The sequence below is a fragment of the Variovorax sp. 679 genome, from assembly GCF_003952185.1.
In the GTDB taxonomy this organism is placed as follows: domain Bacteria; phylum Pseudomonadota; class Gammaproteobacteria; order Burkholderiales; family Burkholderiaceae_C; genus Variovorax.
In genome coordinates, this window is the sequence record NZ_RXFS01000011.1 from 232,255 (window position 1) to 248,417 (window position 16,163).

Here is a 16,163-nt window from a genome sequence, read left to right on the forward strand (position 1 = left end):
ACCGTCGAGGCCGGTGCGAGCCGGGAAATGCCGGCGCACACAGGCGTCTGGTGAAAATGACGTTTCGAAGACCGGAATGTTCAACCGGGCGTTTCCGCGCCCGCCGCGGGCGGCAGCACGATAGGCCCGGCAACCTGCTTCTCTTGCTGCTGCTCCCGCGATTTCAGGTACGCCTTGCGCTTGCGCAGCCAGATCACGACGCCGGTCACGCTCAGCATGGCAACCACCAGCCCCATCACCGAAATCAGGATGCGCCCCGGCAGCCCCAGAATGCGGCCCGAGTGCAGCGGGAACTGGGCCTGCACGAAGATGTCGGCCGCCGTGCCTTTCCAGGGCTCCCGGATGCCGACGAAGCGCCCGTCCAGGCCATCGACATACAGGATCCGATGCCCGACGCCGCCCGACCCGTGCTCGTCTTCCGGCGCATAGAACTGCGCGCCGTAAATGCCGAAGAGCTCGGCATAGAAGAGCTCCCCCACGGGCTCCTGCCAACCGAGGCGTTGCGCCTCCTGCGTTACCTTGCCGAGCACATCCGCATAGCCGAGCCGGGGGATCACCGGCTTCTCTTCCGGGGCGGGCTGGCGCTGCTCGAAGGGCGTGGGCGTCACGTCGGACACCAGCGACATCGCCGGAAAGAACACCTCGCGGTACAGGTTCAGTGAGAAGGCGGTGAACGCCACGATGAACAACAGCGCCCAGGTCCACAGGCTGCCCGCGCGGTGCAGGTCGAAATTCAGCTTGTACGAACCGCCGCCCCAGCGGACCTTCCACGCGGGCTTCCAGCGTTGCCACCAGCCCTTTGCACCGTCGGCCCCGCGCGCCTCGCCTGCCGCCGGCTTCTTCGGCCGGCGCATCGGCAGCGTCAGGTAGAAGCCGGTGAAGCAGTCGAGGGTCCAGACGAGCGCGATCGCGCCCATCAGCCATACGCCCCAGCGGTCGATGCCCCAGAACTTGGGTAGGTGCAGGCTGTAGTGCAGCACGTAGAGAAAGGAGACGAAGTTCTCCTTGCTGATCGGCCAGACCGCACCCCATTCACGCCGCCCGAGTTCTTCGCCCGAAGCCGGATCGATGAAGACCTGGTTGAAGCCGGGCTTGAACAGCTGGCCGGTGGCGGGATCGACGCGCGCCTGCACGGCGAAGGCCAGCGAATGCCCCGGCTCGGCGGCCATCGGCAGCGCCGACACCTGCACCTGCGGATGCCGCGCCTCGATCTGCCGGGCCAGCTCCAGCGACGGCAGGGCCGGCCCGGTCGAGCGGGCATCGGTGAGATGCGGGTTGAGCCATTCGTCGATCTCGTGGTCCCACGAGATCACGGCGCCCGTCAGGCCGGCGACGAAGAGAAACGCGGCCATCAGGAGGCCGGCCCAGCGATGCAGGGCCACGAGCATCAAACGCATTCGGTATGTCCTTCGTCGGCGGCGGGCGCGGCACCCGTGCACCGGGACTCCTGCCATCCACCGCCCATTGCACGGTAGAGCGAGACACGCGCCTGCAGACGCGCCATGCGCAACTGGACTGCAAGATCCTGCGCGGCGTAGAGAGTGCGCTGCGCATCGAGCAAGGCGAGCAGGGTCTCGGCACCCGCCCGATAGCGGGCCTCGGACAATTCTGCCGCACGTCGCGCCTCGGCCAGTTCGGCTGCCTGCGCCGCAGCTTGTGCATCGATGGCCGACACGCCGTTCAGCGCAGTCTCCGCATCCGCGAACGCACCGACGATCGCGGCCCGGTAGGCGGCCAGCAGTTCTTCGCGCTTCGCCTCGGCCAGTTGCCGATTGCCGGCCAGGCGCCCTCCATCGAAGACCGGCGCGGCCAGACCGGCAGCCAGACTGTAGATCGGGTTGTCGAAGAGTCTGCCGAAACGGCTTTCTCCGGTGCCCACCGTCGCGCTCAACGAAACGGTCGGCAGCAGCGCGGCGCGTGCCGCCAGCACGTTGGCGTCGGCGGCGGCCAACTGCGCTTCCGCGCGCGCGATGTCCGGGCGCCGCGCCAACAGGGCAGAAGGCGCGCCCGTGCCGACGACGGGAACCTGAAGCGCATCGAGCCGCGGCCCTTGCAGGTCGAACGCCGGCGTCGTGGTGCCCAGCAACAGCGCCAGCGCGGTCTCCGCGTCGCCGGCCTGCTGATGCAGCGCCGCATGCGCGCGTTGCTGTGCGGCCACCAGTCCGCGCTGCTGAGCGAGATCGAGCGGCGACACCGCGCCGGCGCGGCTGCGCGCCTCCACCAGCGCCAGCACGCGGCGCGCGTTGTCGAGATTGCGCCCGGCAATCCCGGTGCGCTCGCGCAGGGCCAGCGCCAGCAGCCAGCTGCCGGCGACGTCTGCCGTCACCGTGAGCCGCACCGTGTCGCGGTCGAAGCTGCTGGCGCGCAGGCCTTGCAGCGCCTCGTCGCGCAACGCGGCGCTGCGGCCCCACAGGTCGAGTTCGTAGCTGGCGGCAAAGCCCGCGGCATAGGTGCTGCCGGCGACAGTGGCGGCACCGCCCAGACGCCCTTCGCGGCCGATACCGAGGCTGGCCGTGACCTGTGGCTGTAGCGCAGCACCGGCGATGCGCGCCCGCGCGTCGGCCTGCCGCACCCGCGCGACGGCCGCGGCCAGATCGTTGCTCCGCGATTGGGCGCGCGCAATCAGCGCGCCGAGCTCCGTGCTGCCGAAGCTGCGCCACCACTGCGCATCGATCGGGCTTGCGGTGTCGCCGGCCTGCGCGTGGCGCCACGCGGAAGGAAGCTCCATCGCGCGCCCGGCACGGTCGCCGTGCAATGCGCAGCCGGATGTCAGCGCCGCGCACAGCAACGCCGCCCACCGGGCACCGTATCCAGGCCACGTCTTGGGCGCCATCATTCCCCCGCCAACGCCACCACAGGGTCCAGCCGCGCGGCATTGCGTGCCGGCATGAACCCGAAGATCACGCCGGTCAGTACGGCGCAGCCGAAGGCGCCGACGCTCGCCGCCAGCGAGAACAGCACCGGTACGCCGGCCAGCATCAGCCCCACGACGATGCCCAGCCCCGTGACGACGCCCACGGTGCCACCCACCGAAGTCACCAGCACCGCCTCGGTCATGAACTGCCGGAGGATGTCGCGCTGGCGCGCACCCGTCGCCATGCGGATGCCGATCTCGCGCGTGCGCTCGCGCACCGTCATGAGCATCACGTTCATCACGCCGATACCACCGACGATCAGCGACACGATGGCGATCAGCCCCAGCATCAGCGTCATCGCGCGCGCCGTCTCGGTCTGCACGCGCAGCGCCTCGACGCGGTTCCAGATGCGCACTTCGCGACCGGCCTGCTGGCGCGCCAGCTGTGCCTCGATGGCCTCCGCCGTTTCCTGCGCCCGCTCGATGTCGCGCACCTGCACGGCGATCCACGTCGGGTGCGGGTGGCCGTAGATGCGCGTCGTTGCCGCGGACAGCGGCACCACCACGCGGTCGTCCTGGTCCTCGCCGTCGTTCGCGCCCTTGGCGGCCAGCACGCCGACGATCTGGAACGGCACCTTGTCCACCAGGATGTCCTGGCCGACGGGGCTTTGACCGTCCGCGAACAGCAGCTTGCGCACCGTCTGGCCGATCACGGCCACCTTGGCGACGCGCAGCTCGTCGTCCGCATCGAACATCACGCCTTCGGCCACGCCCCAGCCGAGCACCGACGAGAAGTCGATCGTGGCGCCGCCGCCCTCGGTCAGGTGGTCGATGTTGCCGCGCCGCACCACCACCTTGTCCTCGATGTAGGGCGCCACGCCCTCCACGTTGGGCAGCATGCGGATGGCGTCCGCGTCGGCCAGTGTCAGCGGCGCCCCGGGATTGCGGGTGCTCACGACCTGGGCCGAGACGAACATGGTCCGCGTGCCGAAGGTCTCGAACTGCGCCATGACCTTCTTCTGCGAGCCGCCCCCGACCGCGAGCATCACGATGACCGACGCCACGCCGATGACGATGCCCAACAGCGTGAGCCCGGTGCGAAAGCGGTTGCTCCACATCACGCGCCATGCCGTGCGCGTGGCCTCGCGCATGTCGGCGGCCATGGAGGCTCCGCCGCGCGAAGCCTGCGGATCGGGCATCGCCATGCCGGCCACGGCGGCCGCCGGCACCGCGCCGCCCGAGTCCTCGACGATGCGCCCATCGCGGATCTCGATGATGCGCCGCGCCTGCGCCGCCACCGAGCGGTCGTGGGTGATGAGGATGACGGTGTGGCCCGCGTCCGCCAGCTCGTGCAGCAGCGCCATCACTTCGGCACCGCTCTTGCTGTCCAGGGCGCCAGTGGGCTCGTCGGCAAGGATGATCCGCCCGCCGTTCATCAGCGCGCGCGCGATGGCCACGCGCTGCTGCTGCCCGCCCGACAGCTGGTGCGGCCGGTGGTGCAGCCGCTCGCCCATGCCCAGCCGTTCGAGCAATGCGACGGCGCGCGTGTGCCGCTCGGCTTCGGGCATTCCGGCGTAGAGCGCAGGAATCTCGGTGTTCTCCAGCACCGATTCGCTGGGCACCAGGTGGTAGCCCTGGAACACGAAGCCGAAGGCCTCGCGGCGCAGCCACGCGAGCGCATCGGCGTCGAAGGTGGACACGTCGCGCCCGTCGAACAGGTAGCGCCCCGCGCTGGCCCGGTCGAGGCAGCCGAGGATGTGCATCAGCGTGGACTTGCCGGACCCTGAAGCGCCGACGATGGCGACGAACTCGCCCGCGTGCAGCTGCAGGGAGATGCCGTGCAGCACCGTCACGGCAGGGCTGCCGCCTTCCGCGCCCTCACCTTCCCTGCCGCCGTACGACTTGCGGATGTCCTGCAACTCGATCAGGGGCCTCGGGGCCTCCCCGGGCGCAGGCTGCTGCGGCGGCGTCATTCCTTCGCCGCCTTGCCCACGACGATGCGTTCGCCGGCCTGCGCCCCTTCGAGCACCTGTGCGGCCAGGCGGTTGCGCGCGCCGATGCGCAGTTCGCGCGGCTCCACCTTGCCGTCGGCGCGCAGCACCCTGGCGGTGAAGCGGTCGGTGCTGCCGGCCACGGGAACCAGCGCGGCCAGGGGCACCGTGAGCACGTCCTTCTCGGCGTACTCGACGAACGAGACCTTCGCGGTCATCTGCGGCATGAGTTCGCCGTCGGCGTTGTCGACGTCGAAGAGCGCGGTATAGACCACGACCTTGCTGGCCGCGGCCGACTGGCGTGCTCCGCTGTCGCTGTTGCCCGATTTGTTTTCGGGCACCGGCGGCGCGGGCAGCAACTGGCGCACCTTGCCCTGCCACTGGCGCCGGCTCTCACCGAGCGTGGTGAAGTAGACCGGCATGCCCGCCTTGATGCGACGCACGTCCGCCTCCGACACCTCGGACCACACCGTCATCGACGACAGGTCGGCAATGCGCAGCACATTGGGCGTCTGGTAGGTCGCATTCAGTGTCTGGCCTTCGCGCGCCTCGACGGACACGATGGTGCCGGCCGTCGGCGCATAGATGCGGGTGTAGCCGAGCCGCGCCTCGTCGGCCTTCAGCGTGGCCTGGGTCTGCGCGATCTGGGCTTCGAGGTTGCGCACGCGCGCGGCGGCGGAAGCCAGCGTGGCCTCGGCGCCCTGCACGTCTTCCTCGCGCGTCGCGCCGTCGGCCGCCATCTGGCGCTGCCGCGCCTGTTGCTGCTGAGCGAGGCGGTGCTGCGCCTGCTGGTCGGCCAGCTGGGCCCGCTGGCCCGCGAGCGACGCGCGGCCCGCATCGACAGTGGCCTGCTGCACGCTCGGATCGATCTCGACCAGCAGCTGCCCCTTGGAGACGATGTCGCCGGGTTGCACCCGCAGCTTGAGGATCTGCCCCGAGACCTGCGCGCCCACGTCGACGTAGTGCCGCGGCTGCAGCACGCCGAGCGCGGTGACGCTCGATTCGATGGTGGCGCGCGCCACGGGCACCGACTCGACCTGCGCGGCGGAGCCGCGCCCCCAGAGCATGCTGGCGCCCGCCACGGCCGCCAGCGACACGAGCAACAGAGCCACCGCATAGCGACGACCGGCGCCCTTCGCGGCACCGCTGCTGACACCACTGTTCAACCCGCCACCCCGCTAGGCTGAAAGACGCTGCGTGCGTGGCCGCGCATGAAAGCCCGCCAGCGGCAGCATTCCGGCGCCGTGACCGCCCGGCTCGTCGGATTGCGGCTCATACGAACCCGCCGGCGTTGCGCCCTGGTTGCGGCACGTCGAACAGGGGCCGTGGATCTGCACGTCGAACGCACCGGCCGACGGCAACCCCCTGCTCAGCGCCACGCGCGTGAGCACTTCGCGCAGATCGCGGTCATGAACCTCGGCGACGGCGCCGCAGCCTCCGCAGCGCATGCGCACGCCGCCGGATTCCGCGTCCTGCATCTTGTAGCGGAACACCGCCAGCGCGCCGCCGCGGCTGCGCACCCATTCGCGCATGATCAGGCCGCTCTGCTCGAACTCCCTGAGGATGCGGTAGACCGTCGTCAGGCTCACCGAGGTGCCTCGCAGCAGCATGCGGCGGAAAACCTCTTCGCCTCGCTGCCACTCTTCCCCGGCGTCCGCGAGGGTCTGGAGCACGCAGAGGCGCACCACGGACGGCTTGATGTTGGCCGCCCGCAGCTGCACCAGAAAGGCGGGGCGCTGTTGCTGCTGCAGGGCTTTCTGTGCTTGCGGCTGGTCGTTCACGCGGCGAGGCTTTCGAGTCGGGGCCGGGCGCGGTCTTCCGCGATGCGCCCCGCGCGCATGGTGATCACGCGGTCGGCCAAGTGGAAGTAGCGGTCGTCATGCGAGATCACGACCAGCAGGTGCCCCTTGGCACGCAGTTCGGGCAGCAGCTCGGTGTAGAAGAGATGACGGAAGGTCGGGTCCTGGTCGGCCGCCCATTCGTCGAACACCAGCACCGGCCGTCCTTCGAGGTAGGCGTGCACCAGCGCCAGGCGCTTGCGCTGGCCGGTGGAAAGATCGGTAGTGGTGAAGGAGCCGTCCTTCACGGAGACCTTGTGCGCGATCTCCAGTCGCTCGAGGTACGGCAACGCGGCCTCGGGCAGGCCTGTGGGGGCCGCGCCGCCGGAGCCGTCGGCCACCAAGTCCTCGAACAGGTAGAAGTCGGAGAACACGGTGGTGAAGAGCTGCCGGTAGTCGTCGCGGGCCTCGGGCGTGACGGCTTTGCCGTCGACGAATATCTCCCCGCCCTGCGGCGCGTAGAGGCCCAGCAGCAGCTTGATCATGGTGGTCTTGCCGGAGCCGTTGTCGCCGACCACGAAGACCAGCTCGCCCTTGTTCAAGCGCAGGTCGACGGGGCCCAGCACGAACGAATCGCTGCCCTCGGCCGCCTCGAAGGCATAGCGCACGCCGCGCAGTTCGATGGCGCTGCCCAGGCGCACTTCGCTGGGCGCGCGGTCCAGGTGCAGGTGCGGTTCGGGGCTGGCGAAACGCGTCGACAGGTCGGCGATGCGCTGGAACGCGACCTTGGCGCGCCCCACGCCCGGCAGCGCGCCTGCGATCTGGTCGATCGGCCCCTTGAGAAACAGCAGCACCAGCACGAAGCCGCTCAGCACCACGGGATCGGTGTGGCGGAAGGCCGCCCAACCCAGGATCAGCGCGATCAGCAGGAAGAACAGCGCCGAGCCGAAGGCCGTGGCGATCACGTAGGTGTTGATAGCCCGGCTGTTGACGGTGCGGATGCTGTCGACGATGCGCTCGATCTGCTCGCCGAACACCAGCGCGCGGCGCGAGCGATGCATGCGCAGCTCCTTGGCACCTTCGCTGATGCCGCGGTAGGCCTTGTGCAACTGCTCTTCGAAGTCGCGCGCCTTCCAGAAACCAGCCACGCCGCGAGTCTGCGCCACCACCTGGATGGAGGCGCCGATCACCAGCGCCGCCATCAGCACGCAGAAGAGCGGAAAGGACAGCACCGCCAGATAGGTCAGGCACCCCAGCGCGATGGCCAGCGCGATCAGGGTGGCGGAGAGCGCGAAGGCCACGTCGCTGATCATGTCCACGTCTTGCGACAGCACGGGCATGAGCCGGTGCGTGCGGTAGCGCTCCAGGGCATCGATGGGCGCCGACAGGATCTTCTGGGCCAGGCTCTTGCGGACCTGCGACACCAGGCGCTGTCCCACGAGATTGGTGGAAACGTCGGAGATCACGCGACCGAACAGCGACACCGCGCACAGCGCGACGAACGTCAGCAGCAGCCCGCCGGCCAGGCCGCCGGGCGTGTTCAGCACCTTGTTGATCGTGGCCAGCAGCAGCACCGTGGCCACGCCGGCTGCAATGCCGGTGATCGATGACAACACCATCCACGGAAGAAAAGGCTTCAGCAGGCGCCTGATTTCGGCGGCATTGCCATTCGAAGATGTCATGCGAAAGTCTTTCCGCCCCTCGGGCGACAACGACCCGGCAGCGTGGACCTCCCAGCAGCCGGACGGGTAACGAATGAAAGACGACCGGGCGGATGACCAAGGTCGCCGGCGGCTCTGAACCGCTCTCCCATTCAACGGGCGACGTTCCGAAATGTTCATGCGGCCGTGGCGTGAACACCGGAGCCCGTCATCCGTCCTAGCTGCATGCACGCCGAATTCCGTTTGCCTTCCGGGTCCCGGACCGGGCCATGATTGCGCTGCTGGAGCCCCTGTTCCAGGGAGAGCACGCGAGGCACGGCGAGGCCCTCCAGTGCGCGCCGCAGCCACCGGCCAGCGCCATCGGGGTGGCCGATCTGCTGCGCGACCCCGCTTTGCTGACCGACCTGCTGCACCGCCAGGCCCGGCATCTCGGTGCCGACGACCTGCGGGCCGTGGCTTCCGCATGGAGCCTGGAATACCTGGGCATGTGGCTGCCTCCCATGGTGGCGGCCGCCAGCGTGCTGCAGCACGCATTTCCGGCCGCGCCCGAGCAGGTCTGGGTGCGCTTCGACGACGCGGGCGACCCGGTCAGCTTCCACATCCGGGACCTCGGCCGGCCGATGCCGGGCACCAGCACCGCGCAGCGCTACGCGCCGATGTTCTGGCAGCACCTGGAGCCGCTGTTCGCAGCCATCGGCCGCCTGACGAAGCTCGCGCCGAAAATTCTCTGGAGCAACACGGCGCGGCATCTCGAAACCATATTGAACGAGGCGCTGGCCCTGACCGGCGGCGCCGCACCGATCGCCCAGGACCGGGACCGGCTGCTGCGCGACGCGACCTGGCCGCAGGCAGCCGCCCATCCCCTGTACGCCCCCCGGCGCGAGGTGCGCAGGATCGAGGCCGGCCGCTGCGAAACCCTGAAGCTGTATGGCCACTGCTGCCTGAACCACCTGCTGCCCGGCGAAACGCACTGCGGCCCCTGCCCGCTCGCACCGGCGTATCGCAAGGACCGGGCGGTAGCGGAAGAACGGGAAGCCTGAGCGCCGCCTCGCGCCTTCGCACATGAACAGATTCGCGGCCGCCTCGTCTTTCTCAGGCGGGGGCATATCAGCCACCACTCAAGACCAACACCGAACGCCCATGCCCAAAGCCAAACTCGTCTACATCCTGTCCCTGAGAAATGCAGCTGCCGACCAGGCCGGCCAGTTCATCGACTACAAGGGCGAGCGCCGCTACATGAAGTCGCCGCTCGAATACCTCGCCGAGGCGCTGGACGGTACGCCGCTGGGCGACGCCTACTCGCTCGAGGGGATCATCTACGACGATGACCAGGCTTCGCCGCGCGACCGCAAGTCGCTGCAGGACTACGGGTTCGCGTGCGAGCCGGGCAAGAAATGGATCTTCCCCGCGGACCTGCGCACGCAAGGCAAGCGGCTGAACGACATGCTGCACCCCATCGCGTCGACCTACCGGCAACTGCCTCTGGACGCACCCAACCGCGCCAGCGGAAAGAGCGACTTCGAGCGCCGCCTGTACGACAAGCTGGTTGCGCTCGAGGCCGACGTCGTCGTGCTCGACGGGCTGCTGGTGATCCTCGACGAACTGGTGCGCCCGGGTGCGCCGTTTCACCGGCGGATCGCGAACATCCACCCTGGCATCACGCGCATCGAATCGCCCTACGAGCGCCGCGGCGCGCACGCCACGCTCGACGCGCTGTACGGCGCGCAGGGCAAGCGGGTGGTCGACTGGAACACCCTCGAGAAAATCGATGTCGCTCCGGTCACCATGACCGGGGCGTCGTTCCACTACGTCGACAACGGCATCGACTCCGGCGAAGTCATCTTCGACGTTCTCGACACGAGGATCGAGCCCGGAGAATCGATCCTCGAGCTGCGCTGGAACAACTTCAACAACAGCCTGTTCCCAGCGCTGCACCAGGGCCTGGCCCTGCTGGCCGAGACCGCTGCGGCCGCCGCTCCGGCCCCGGTTGCCGCCTGAACACGCGAGCCCTCTTCATACACAGGAGTCGATCTTCAATGCAACACGTCCATGATCTGATCGGGATCGGGTTCGGCCCGTCCAACATCGCACTGGCCATCGCGCTCGACGAAAAGCGTCACGCAGGCCGCCCGTTCGACGCGCTGTTCATCGAGAAGCAGCTGAGCTTCGCCTGGCACCCGCACATGCTGCTGGACCATGCGCACATGCAGATCTCGTTCCTGAAGGACCTGGCGACGCTGCGCAACCCGACCAGCCGCTTCACCTTCATCAACTACCTGCACGAAAAAGGCCGCCTGACGGACTTCGTCAACCTGAAGAGCTTCTTCCCGAGCCGCCACGAGTTCAACGACTACCTGTCGTGGGCCGCGGAGCAGTTCGACGACGCCTGTGCCTATGGCGAAGAGGTGTTCGAAGTGCTGCCCGAGGAAAAGGGCGGCGAAGTGGCCCTGCTGCGCGTGCGCTCGCGCAACCACGCGGGCAAGCTGGTCGAGCGGCTGGCACGCAACCTGGTGGTCAGCATCGGCGGCATGGCCAACATTCCCGACAGCTTTCGCACCCTGCGGAACGACCCTCGCGTGTTTCATTCCAGCACCTACCTGCAGGACATCGCGCAGATCGGCGACGCGCGGCGCGTGGCCGTGGTGGGCGCGGGGCAAAGCGCGGCCGAGATCTTCATGGACCTGCAGGGGCGCCCCGGAGCTCCGCAGGTCGACCTCATCACGCGCGCCCGCTCGATCCGTCCGGCGGACGACAGCCCCTTCGTGAACGAGATCTTCAACGCCGAATTCACCGACTACACCTTCAGCCGTTCCGAGGACGAGCGCGCGGCGCTGCTCGACGAGTTCTGGCACACCAACTACGCGGTGGCCGACCTCGAGCTGATCCAGGAGATCTTCAAGTCGTTCTATCAGCAGCGGGTGGTCGGCGGAAACCGGCTGCGCTTCCTGCGCCGGCACGACATTCGCGGCGTGGCCGCCGACGTCCAGGGTGTGCACCTCACGCTGTGGGACCAGAACGCGATGCGCGAGAGCACCGTCCGGTACGACGCGGTCGTGCTCGCCACGGGTTATGCAAGGGAGCATCACAAGACGCTGCTGTCGCCGCTGGACCCGTACCTGGGGGACTACTCGGTCGACCGGCACTACCGGCTGCAGGGCACGCCGGACTTCCGCCCCGCCATCTACCTGCAGGGCGCCTGCGAGGATTCGCACGGCCTCAGCGACACCCTGCTGTCGGTCACGTCGGTACGCACCGGCGAAATCGGCAGCGCCCTGCTCGCGACGCCGGCCGGTTCCGCCATCCACGTGCACCAGGAGCGCGAAGCGATCGGAACCTGAGTTTTTCGGGCATCGGGCCCGGGGCAAAAAAAGTTGTGACGGCGTGTCTCTGTTTTATGAGTTCGAACGTCTTACTCATAGAAGCGCCAGAGACCGGAAATCGGGCCGGCATCCGCGCCCGAAGGTAAATACGTCTTACTTTTAATTGAAACCCTGGAGTCCCTGACTTATGCGTCCCTTGCCTCGTCAACATCTACTGAACGCAGCGCTCGCTGCCGCCTTCGGAACCGCCCTCGGCCTGCTGAGCCCTGTTGCCGTGGCACAGGCACCGGGTCAGGCGGCCGTGCAGGTGTTCGAGGTCAAGGTGCCGGCGCAACCGGTGGCGACGGCGCTGAACGAGCTGTCGCGGCAGACCGGCGTGCAGGTCTTCGCTGCGGGCGACGTGGTGGCCGGCGTCGGCTCCCAACCGGTGTCGGGCAGGCTCACTGTGGCGCAGGCCCTGGAAACCATGCTCGCGGGCACCGCCCTGCGTGCCACGCGGACGGAAAACGGCGGCTACGCAGTCCGCCGCGCCGCGGACGTGCCGGCCACTTCATCGGCGCTCCCCACCGTCACCGTCCTCGCGGAAGGCGAGGCCGAAACGGCTTCGGGCCCGCTCAAGGGCTATGTCGCCAAGCGCAATGCCGTCGGCACGAAGACGGACACGCCGATCATCGAAACCCCGCAGTCGATCTCGGTCGTCACATCCGATTTCATCGAGGCAACGGGCGCACTGCGCCTGAAAGATGCGCTGGCCTACACGCCTGGCATCAACGTGTCGCCATGGGGCGCCGATTCGCGCTTCGACTGGACCATCATCCGCGGCTTCGATGCGCAGACGCCCGGCTACTACCTGGACGGCCTGCAGCTGCGCAACAACAACGGCTGGGCCGTCTGGCAGACCGAGAACTACGGCACCGAGCGCATCGAAGTCCTGCGCGGCCCGTCGTCGGTGCTCTACGGGCAGACCGGCCCCGGCGGCATGATCAACGTGGTCAGCAAGCGCCCCACCGAAGAACCGCTGCGCGAACTGCAGGTGCAGCTCGGCGACAACTCCCGCCGCCAGGTCGCGGGCGACTTCTCGGGCCCGCTCGACGAGCAGGGCAAGGTGCTGTACCGCATCACCGGCCTGGTGCGAGACGCCAAGCTGGACGCGAGCGGACTGCCGAACAACCGCACGTACATCGCGCCTTCGCTCACCTGGAAGCCGTCCACCGACACCACGCTCACGCTGCTGTCGCACTACCTGCGCATCCGCGACGGCAGTTCCTACGGCAGCTTCCCGGAAGTCGGCACGCTGCTGCCCAACCCGAACGGCAAGTTTTCGCCGAAGACCTACGTGGGCGAGCCCGGCTTCGACCATTTCAACCAGGACCAGTGGATGGTGGGCTACCTGCTCGACCACCGCGTCAACGACACCTGGACGCTGCGCCAGAACGTGCGCTACGGCTCCATCAAGGTCGACTACCGGCAGGTCTACAACAGCGGCTTCGTGACCGTCAACCCGGACGTGCCTTCGGATCCGGCCAACTTCCGCACGCTGAGCCGCTTCCCCTTCGGCAGCAAGGAGAGCGCGCGTCTCTTCACCATGGACAACCAGGCGCAGGCCAAGGTCAAGCTGGGCGACTGGCAGCACACCTTCCTGTTCGGCGTGGACTACCAGCGTTCGCGCAACTACCAGCGCACCTACAACGCCGGCACGGTCTCGAGCATCGACGGCTACAACCCGGTGTACACGAACGACGTCGTCCCCATGGACCCGTGGTTCGACGCGAAGACCAGCCTGGAGCAGACCGGCTTCTACCTGCAGGACCAGATCAAGTGGGGCAACTGGGTCGCTACCCTGGGCGGCCGCTACGACACCGCGACCGCTCGCCTGAACAACTATCTCGACGGATCGACGACGCGCATCACGGATCACAAGTTCACGAGCCGCGCGGGCCTGGTCTACCTGCATCCGAGCGGCTGGGCGCCGTACATCAGCTATTCCGAGTCGTTCTCGCCGACGGTGACGATCGACCCCGAGACCAGCAAGCCGCTGAAGCCCGAGACCGGACGCCAATACGAAGCCGGCGTGCGCTATCAGCCCCTGGACGGCAAGAGCAAGTACAGCGCCGCGATCTTCGACCTGCGCCGCCAGAACTACATCACCTACAACTCGACCTACCAGCCGAAGCAGACGGGCGAGATCCTGGTGCGCGGGCTCGAGCTCGAAGCCGCCTTCCAGCCGGTGAAGAACATGAACGTGATCGCGGCCTACACCTACACGCCGAAGGCGGTGGTCACGGCCAGCAGCACGGCAAGCGAAATCGGCAAGCAGATGCAGGCCGTGTCGCGCAACCAGCTGTCGGTGTGGACGGACTACCGCTTCGATTCCGGCATCAAGGTGGGCCTTGGCGCGCGCTTCATGGGCTCCAACCACGGGTATCAGGAATCCGCCGGCGCCAAGGTGCCTTCGTACACACTGGTCGATGCGCTCGTCGGCTACGACTTCCAGCGCTGGAGCCTGGCGCTGAACGTACGCAACCTGACCAACAAGACCTACATCAGCAACTGCAGCTCGGGCAGCTGCCGCTACGGCGAACTGCGCAAGGTCGTCGCGACGGCAACCTACCGCTTCTGACGGAGCCACGCCGCCCGGGAGGGCGTCAGCTCCCGGCGATTCTTTCTCTTTCCGTTTTCCCAAGACAAGAAAGCGGCCTTCATTTCTGAAGGCCGCTTTTTTCTTTTTCGCTCTCCGTTTGTTTGCTTGCGTGCGGGCCGCGACCCGCACGCCATAGCGCTACGCCGGCACCTCCATCTGTGCCAGGTGCTGCCGCAGGCTGGCGAGCATCCGCGGGTGGCGGATGATGCTCAGGTGGTCGGCGTCGGGCACGATCTCGGTCGACAGCACCGGGGCGCTGTCCGACCAGTTCCTCAGGACGCCGCGCTCCTTCAGTGAAGCATCGGCGAGGAAAACGTGCATGGGCACATCGATGCGGTCGTAGGCGTATTGCTGTGCCCGCAGGCGCTTGTCGATCCGGATCCACATCTCGCATTCCAGCGACTCTTCGCCCGGCCCGTCGAGGGGGAACTCGCGGCCGGCGAACAGCATTTCCTCCAGAACGTAGGCGCGCTCGGCACCGCTCATCCGTGCGAGCAGTTCATGCCAGCGGTCGGCCATCTGCGAGCGCGACAGCCAGGCAGCCAGAGCCTCTTCCGCTTGCCGGCACTGCGCGTCCGTCAGGGTGCGCGTGGCCTGCAGGGCTGTGTTCTCGAAGACGTCGACCATGCCCACGAATTCGATCTCGACACGGCCCTGCAACTGGCGCACCACCTCGAACGCAAGATCGCCACCCGACGACCAGCCGAGCAACGCGCAACGCCCATGCAAGGCAGTCGCCTCGATGAAGTCCGCGTACTCGGCCGCAATGGCCTGGACATCGAAGCCACGCCAGCGGTTTCGCGTGAAGACATGGCAGGCGAATCCGTAGACCGGCCGATCGTCCTGCAGTGCCTGTGCCAGCGGCAGGAACTCGCGCGAGTTGACCATCAGGCCCGGCAGGCAATAGAGCGGCGTTCCACTGCCGGTTGCGTTGAAGCAGACGGCGTTGTGCTCCTGCTCGAACTTCTGGCGCCGACGCGCCGCCAGGTCCTTCAGCGATCCGCTTTGCATCACGTCGATCAGGGACAGCCAGCTTCCGCCGGGGACGCCGTCGCGAATGCGCGCGATGAGCTTGAGGCTGATGATGGAGTCGCCTCCGAGTTCGAAGAAGTTGTCGTTGCGGCCCACGCGGGTCACGCCCAGCACCTCGGCCCAGATCGATGCCAGGGTCTGCTCGACCTCGCCCTCCGGAGCCTCGTACGCCCTGTCGCTCGTGAACTCCGGCGCCGGCAGTGCCTTGCGATCTACCTTCCCGTTCGCGTTCAGCGGTAGCGCCTCCAGCACCACCAGCACGCTCGGGACCATGTAGTCCGGCAGCGCTTCTCCCAGCTTCTGCTTGAGCACTGCCGTGTCGATGCCATTGCCCGAGACATAACCCACGAGCCTCGTGCCCGCCGGGCCTTCGTTCGCCACCACGACTGCTTCTCTGACTTCCGACTGGGCCTGCAGCCCCGCCTCGATCTCCCCCAGCTCGATGCGGAAGCCCCGCACCTTCACCTGATGATCGATCCGGCCCAGGTACTCCAGCTGGCCCTCGTTGTTCCACCGCACCAAGTCTCCCGTGCGGTACAGGCGCTGTCCCTTCTCCGTCGCGATGAAGCGCTCGGCGGTGAGTCCAGCCCGCTTCAGGTACCCCCGGGCCAACCCCTCTCCACTGACATACAGCTCCCCCGCCACACCCACCGGCACAGGCTCCAGCTGCCCATCCAGCACCCGCATCCCCAGATCCGGGATCGCAACACCCACCGGACTGCGCTGCTGACCCAGGTCCGCCTGCGTGATGCGCCGGTAGGTCACGTGCACCGTCGTCTCGGTGATGCCGTACATGTTGATCAGCTGCGGGCTGTCGTCCCCGTAGCGCTCGATCCACGGCCGCAGCCGCTGCGGGTCCAGCGCCTCGCCTCCGAAGATCACTGCA

The 16,163-nt window shown here is 67.9% G+C and carries 11 protein-coding genes; 4 read left to right on the forward strand and 7 right to left on the reverse strand.

The annotated features are described in order from the left end of the window. Positions 1 to 80 precede the first annotated feature (80 nt). The 6 genes from EJO71_RS27205 to EJO71_RS27230 form a co-directional block, all read right to left on the reverse strand. Positions 81 to 1,397 carry a PepSY-associated TM helix domain-containing protein gene (locus EJO71_RS27205; RefSeq protein WP_125951766.1) on the reverse strand — a complete coding sequence of 439 codons (1,317 nt, stop codon included), beginning with the start codon at positions 1,395 to 1,397 and terminating at the stop codon, positions 81 to 83. Continuing rightward, positions 1,388 to 2,833: a TolC family protein gene (locus EJO71_RS27210; RefSeq protein WP_125951783.1), complete on the reverse strand. Its 1,446-nt coding sequence runs from the start codon at positions 2,831 to 2,833 to the stop codon at positions 1,388 to 1,390. The genes EJO71_RS27205 and EJO71_RS27210 overlap by 10 nt, the downstream gene beginning before the upstream one ends. Beyond that, positions 2,833 to 4,827 (reverse strand): ABC transporter permease, encoded by a 1,995-nt coding sequence (locus EJO71_RS27215; protein WP_125951767.1) that lies wholly within the window; start codon positions 4,825 to 4,827, stop codon positions 2,833 to 2,835. The genes EJO71_RS27210 and EJO71_RS27215 overlap by 1 nt, the downstream gene beginning before the upstream one ends. Further along, the gene (locus tag EJO71_RS27220) at positions 4,824 to 5,912 is read right to left on the reverse strand and encodes an efflux RND transporter periplasmic adaptor subunit (protein WP_240651531.1); all 1,089 of its coding nucleotides are present in this window, start codon (positions 5,910 to 5,912) and stop codon (positions 4,824 to 4,826) included. Before EJO71_RS27220 ends, EJO71_RS27215 begins: the two co-directional genes overlap by 4 nt. 111 nt (positions 5,913 to 6,023) lie before the next feature. Continuing rightward, on the reverse strand, positions 6,024 to 6,626 hold the full coding sequence (locus EJO71_RS27225; RefSeq protein ID WP_125951768.1) for a transcriptional repressor: 603 nt from the start codon (positions 6,624 to 6,626) through the stop codon (positions 6,024 to 6,026). Then, a complete protein-coding gene (locus EJO71_RS27230) occupies positions 6,623 to 8,305 on the reverse strand; it encodes a cyclic peptide export ABC transporter (RefSeq protein ID WP_125951769.1) in 1,683 nt (560 codons plus the stop codon). Before EJO71_RS27230 ends, EJO71_RS27225 begins: the two co-directional genes overlap by 4 nt. Before the next feature lie 248 nt (positions 8,306 to 8,553). Here EJO71_RS27230 and fhuF point away from each other — a divergent pair, with 248 nt between their 5' ends. The 4 genes from fhuF (at position 8,554) to EJO71_RS27250 (ending at position 14,224) form a co-directional block, all read left to right on the forward strand. Next, on the forward strand, positions 8,554 to 9,324 hold the full coding sequence (fhuF, locus tag EJO71_RS27235) for a siderophore-iron reductase FhuF (RefSeq protein ID WP_171022578.1): 771 nt from the start codon (positions 8,554 to 8,556) through the stop codon (positions 9,322 to 9,324). Positions 9,325 to 9,424: 100 nt separating this feature from the next. After that, the gene (locus EJO71_RS27240) at positions 9,425 to 10,282 is read left to right on the forward strand and encodes a N(5)-hydroxyornithine transformylase PvdF (RefSeq protein ID WP_125951771.1); all 858 of its coding nucleotides are present in this window, start codon (positions 9,425 to 9,427) and stop codon (positions 10,280 to 10,282) included. A 38-nt stretch (positions 10,283 to 10,320) separates the two neighbouring features. Then, the gene (locus tag EJO71_RS27245) at positions 10,321 to 11,622 is read left to right on the forward strand and encodes a lysine N(6)-hydroxylase/L-ornithine N(5)-oxygenase family protein (protein WP_125951772.1); all 1,302 of its coding nucleotides are present in this window, start codon (positions 10,321 to 10,323) and stop codon (positions 11,620 to 11,622) included. Between the two features lie 178 nt (positions 11,623 to 11,800). Continuing rightward, positions 11,801 to 14,224, forward strand: a complete 2,424-nt coding sequence (locus tag EJO71_RS27250) for a TonB-dependent siderophore receptor (RefSeq protein WP_346428063.1) — start codon at positions 11,801 to 11,803, stop codon at positions 14,222 to 14,224. Between the two features lie 159 nt (positions 14,225 to 14,383). Here the strand turns inward: EJO71_RS27250 and EJO71_RS34995 are convergent. Further along, positions 14,384 to 16,163 (reverse strand): AMP-binding protein (locus EJO71_RS34995; RefSeq protein WP_164546914.1); only part of this gene is annotated, 1,780 nt, incomplete at its 5' end.

Excerpts from the sequence above, each read along its gene's own strand:
- fhuF (WP_171022578.1), top strand. The coding sequence starts at position 8,554 with ATGATTGCGCTGCTGGAGCCCCTGTTCCAGGGAGAGCACGCGAGGCAC.
- EJO71_RS27215 (WP_125951767.1), bottom strand. The coding sequence starts at position 4,827 with ATGACGCCGCCGCAGCAGCCTGCGCCCGGGGAGGCCCCGAGGCCCCTG.
- EJO71_RS27245 (WP_125951772.1), top strand. The coding sequence starts at position 10,321 with ATGCAACACGTCCATGATCTGATCGGGATCGGGTTCGGCCCGTCCAAC.
- EJO71_RS27205 (WP_125951766.1), bottom strand. The coding sequence starts at position 1,397 with ATGCGTTTGATGCTCGTGGCCCTGCATCGCTGGGCCGGCCTCCTGATG.
- EJO71_RS27230 (WP_125951769.1), bottom strand. The coding sequence starts at position 8,305 with ATGACATCTTCGAATGGCAATGCCGCCGAAATCAGGCGCCTGCTGAAG.
- EJO71_RS27220 (WP_240651531.1), bottom strand. The coding sequence starts at position 5,912 with ATGCTCTGGGGGCGCGGCTCCGCCGCGCAGGTCGAGTCGGTGCCCGTG.
- EJO71_RS27240 (WP_125951771.1), top strand. The coding sequence starts at position 9,425 with ATGCCCAAAGCCAAACTCGTCTACATCCTGTCCCTGAGAAATGCAGCT.
- EJO71_RS27210 (WP_125951783.1), bottom strand. The coding sequence starts at position 2,833 with ATGGCGCCCAAGACGTGGCCTGGATACGGTGCCCGGTGGGCGGCGTTG.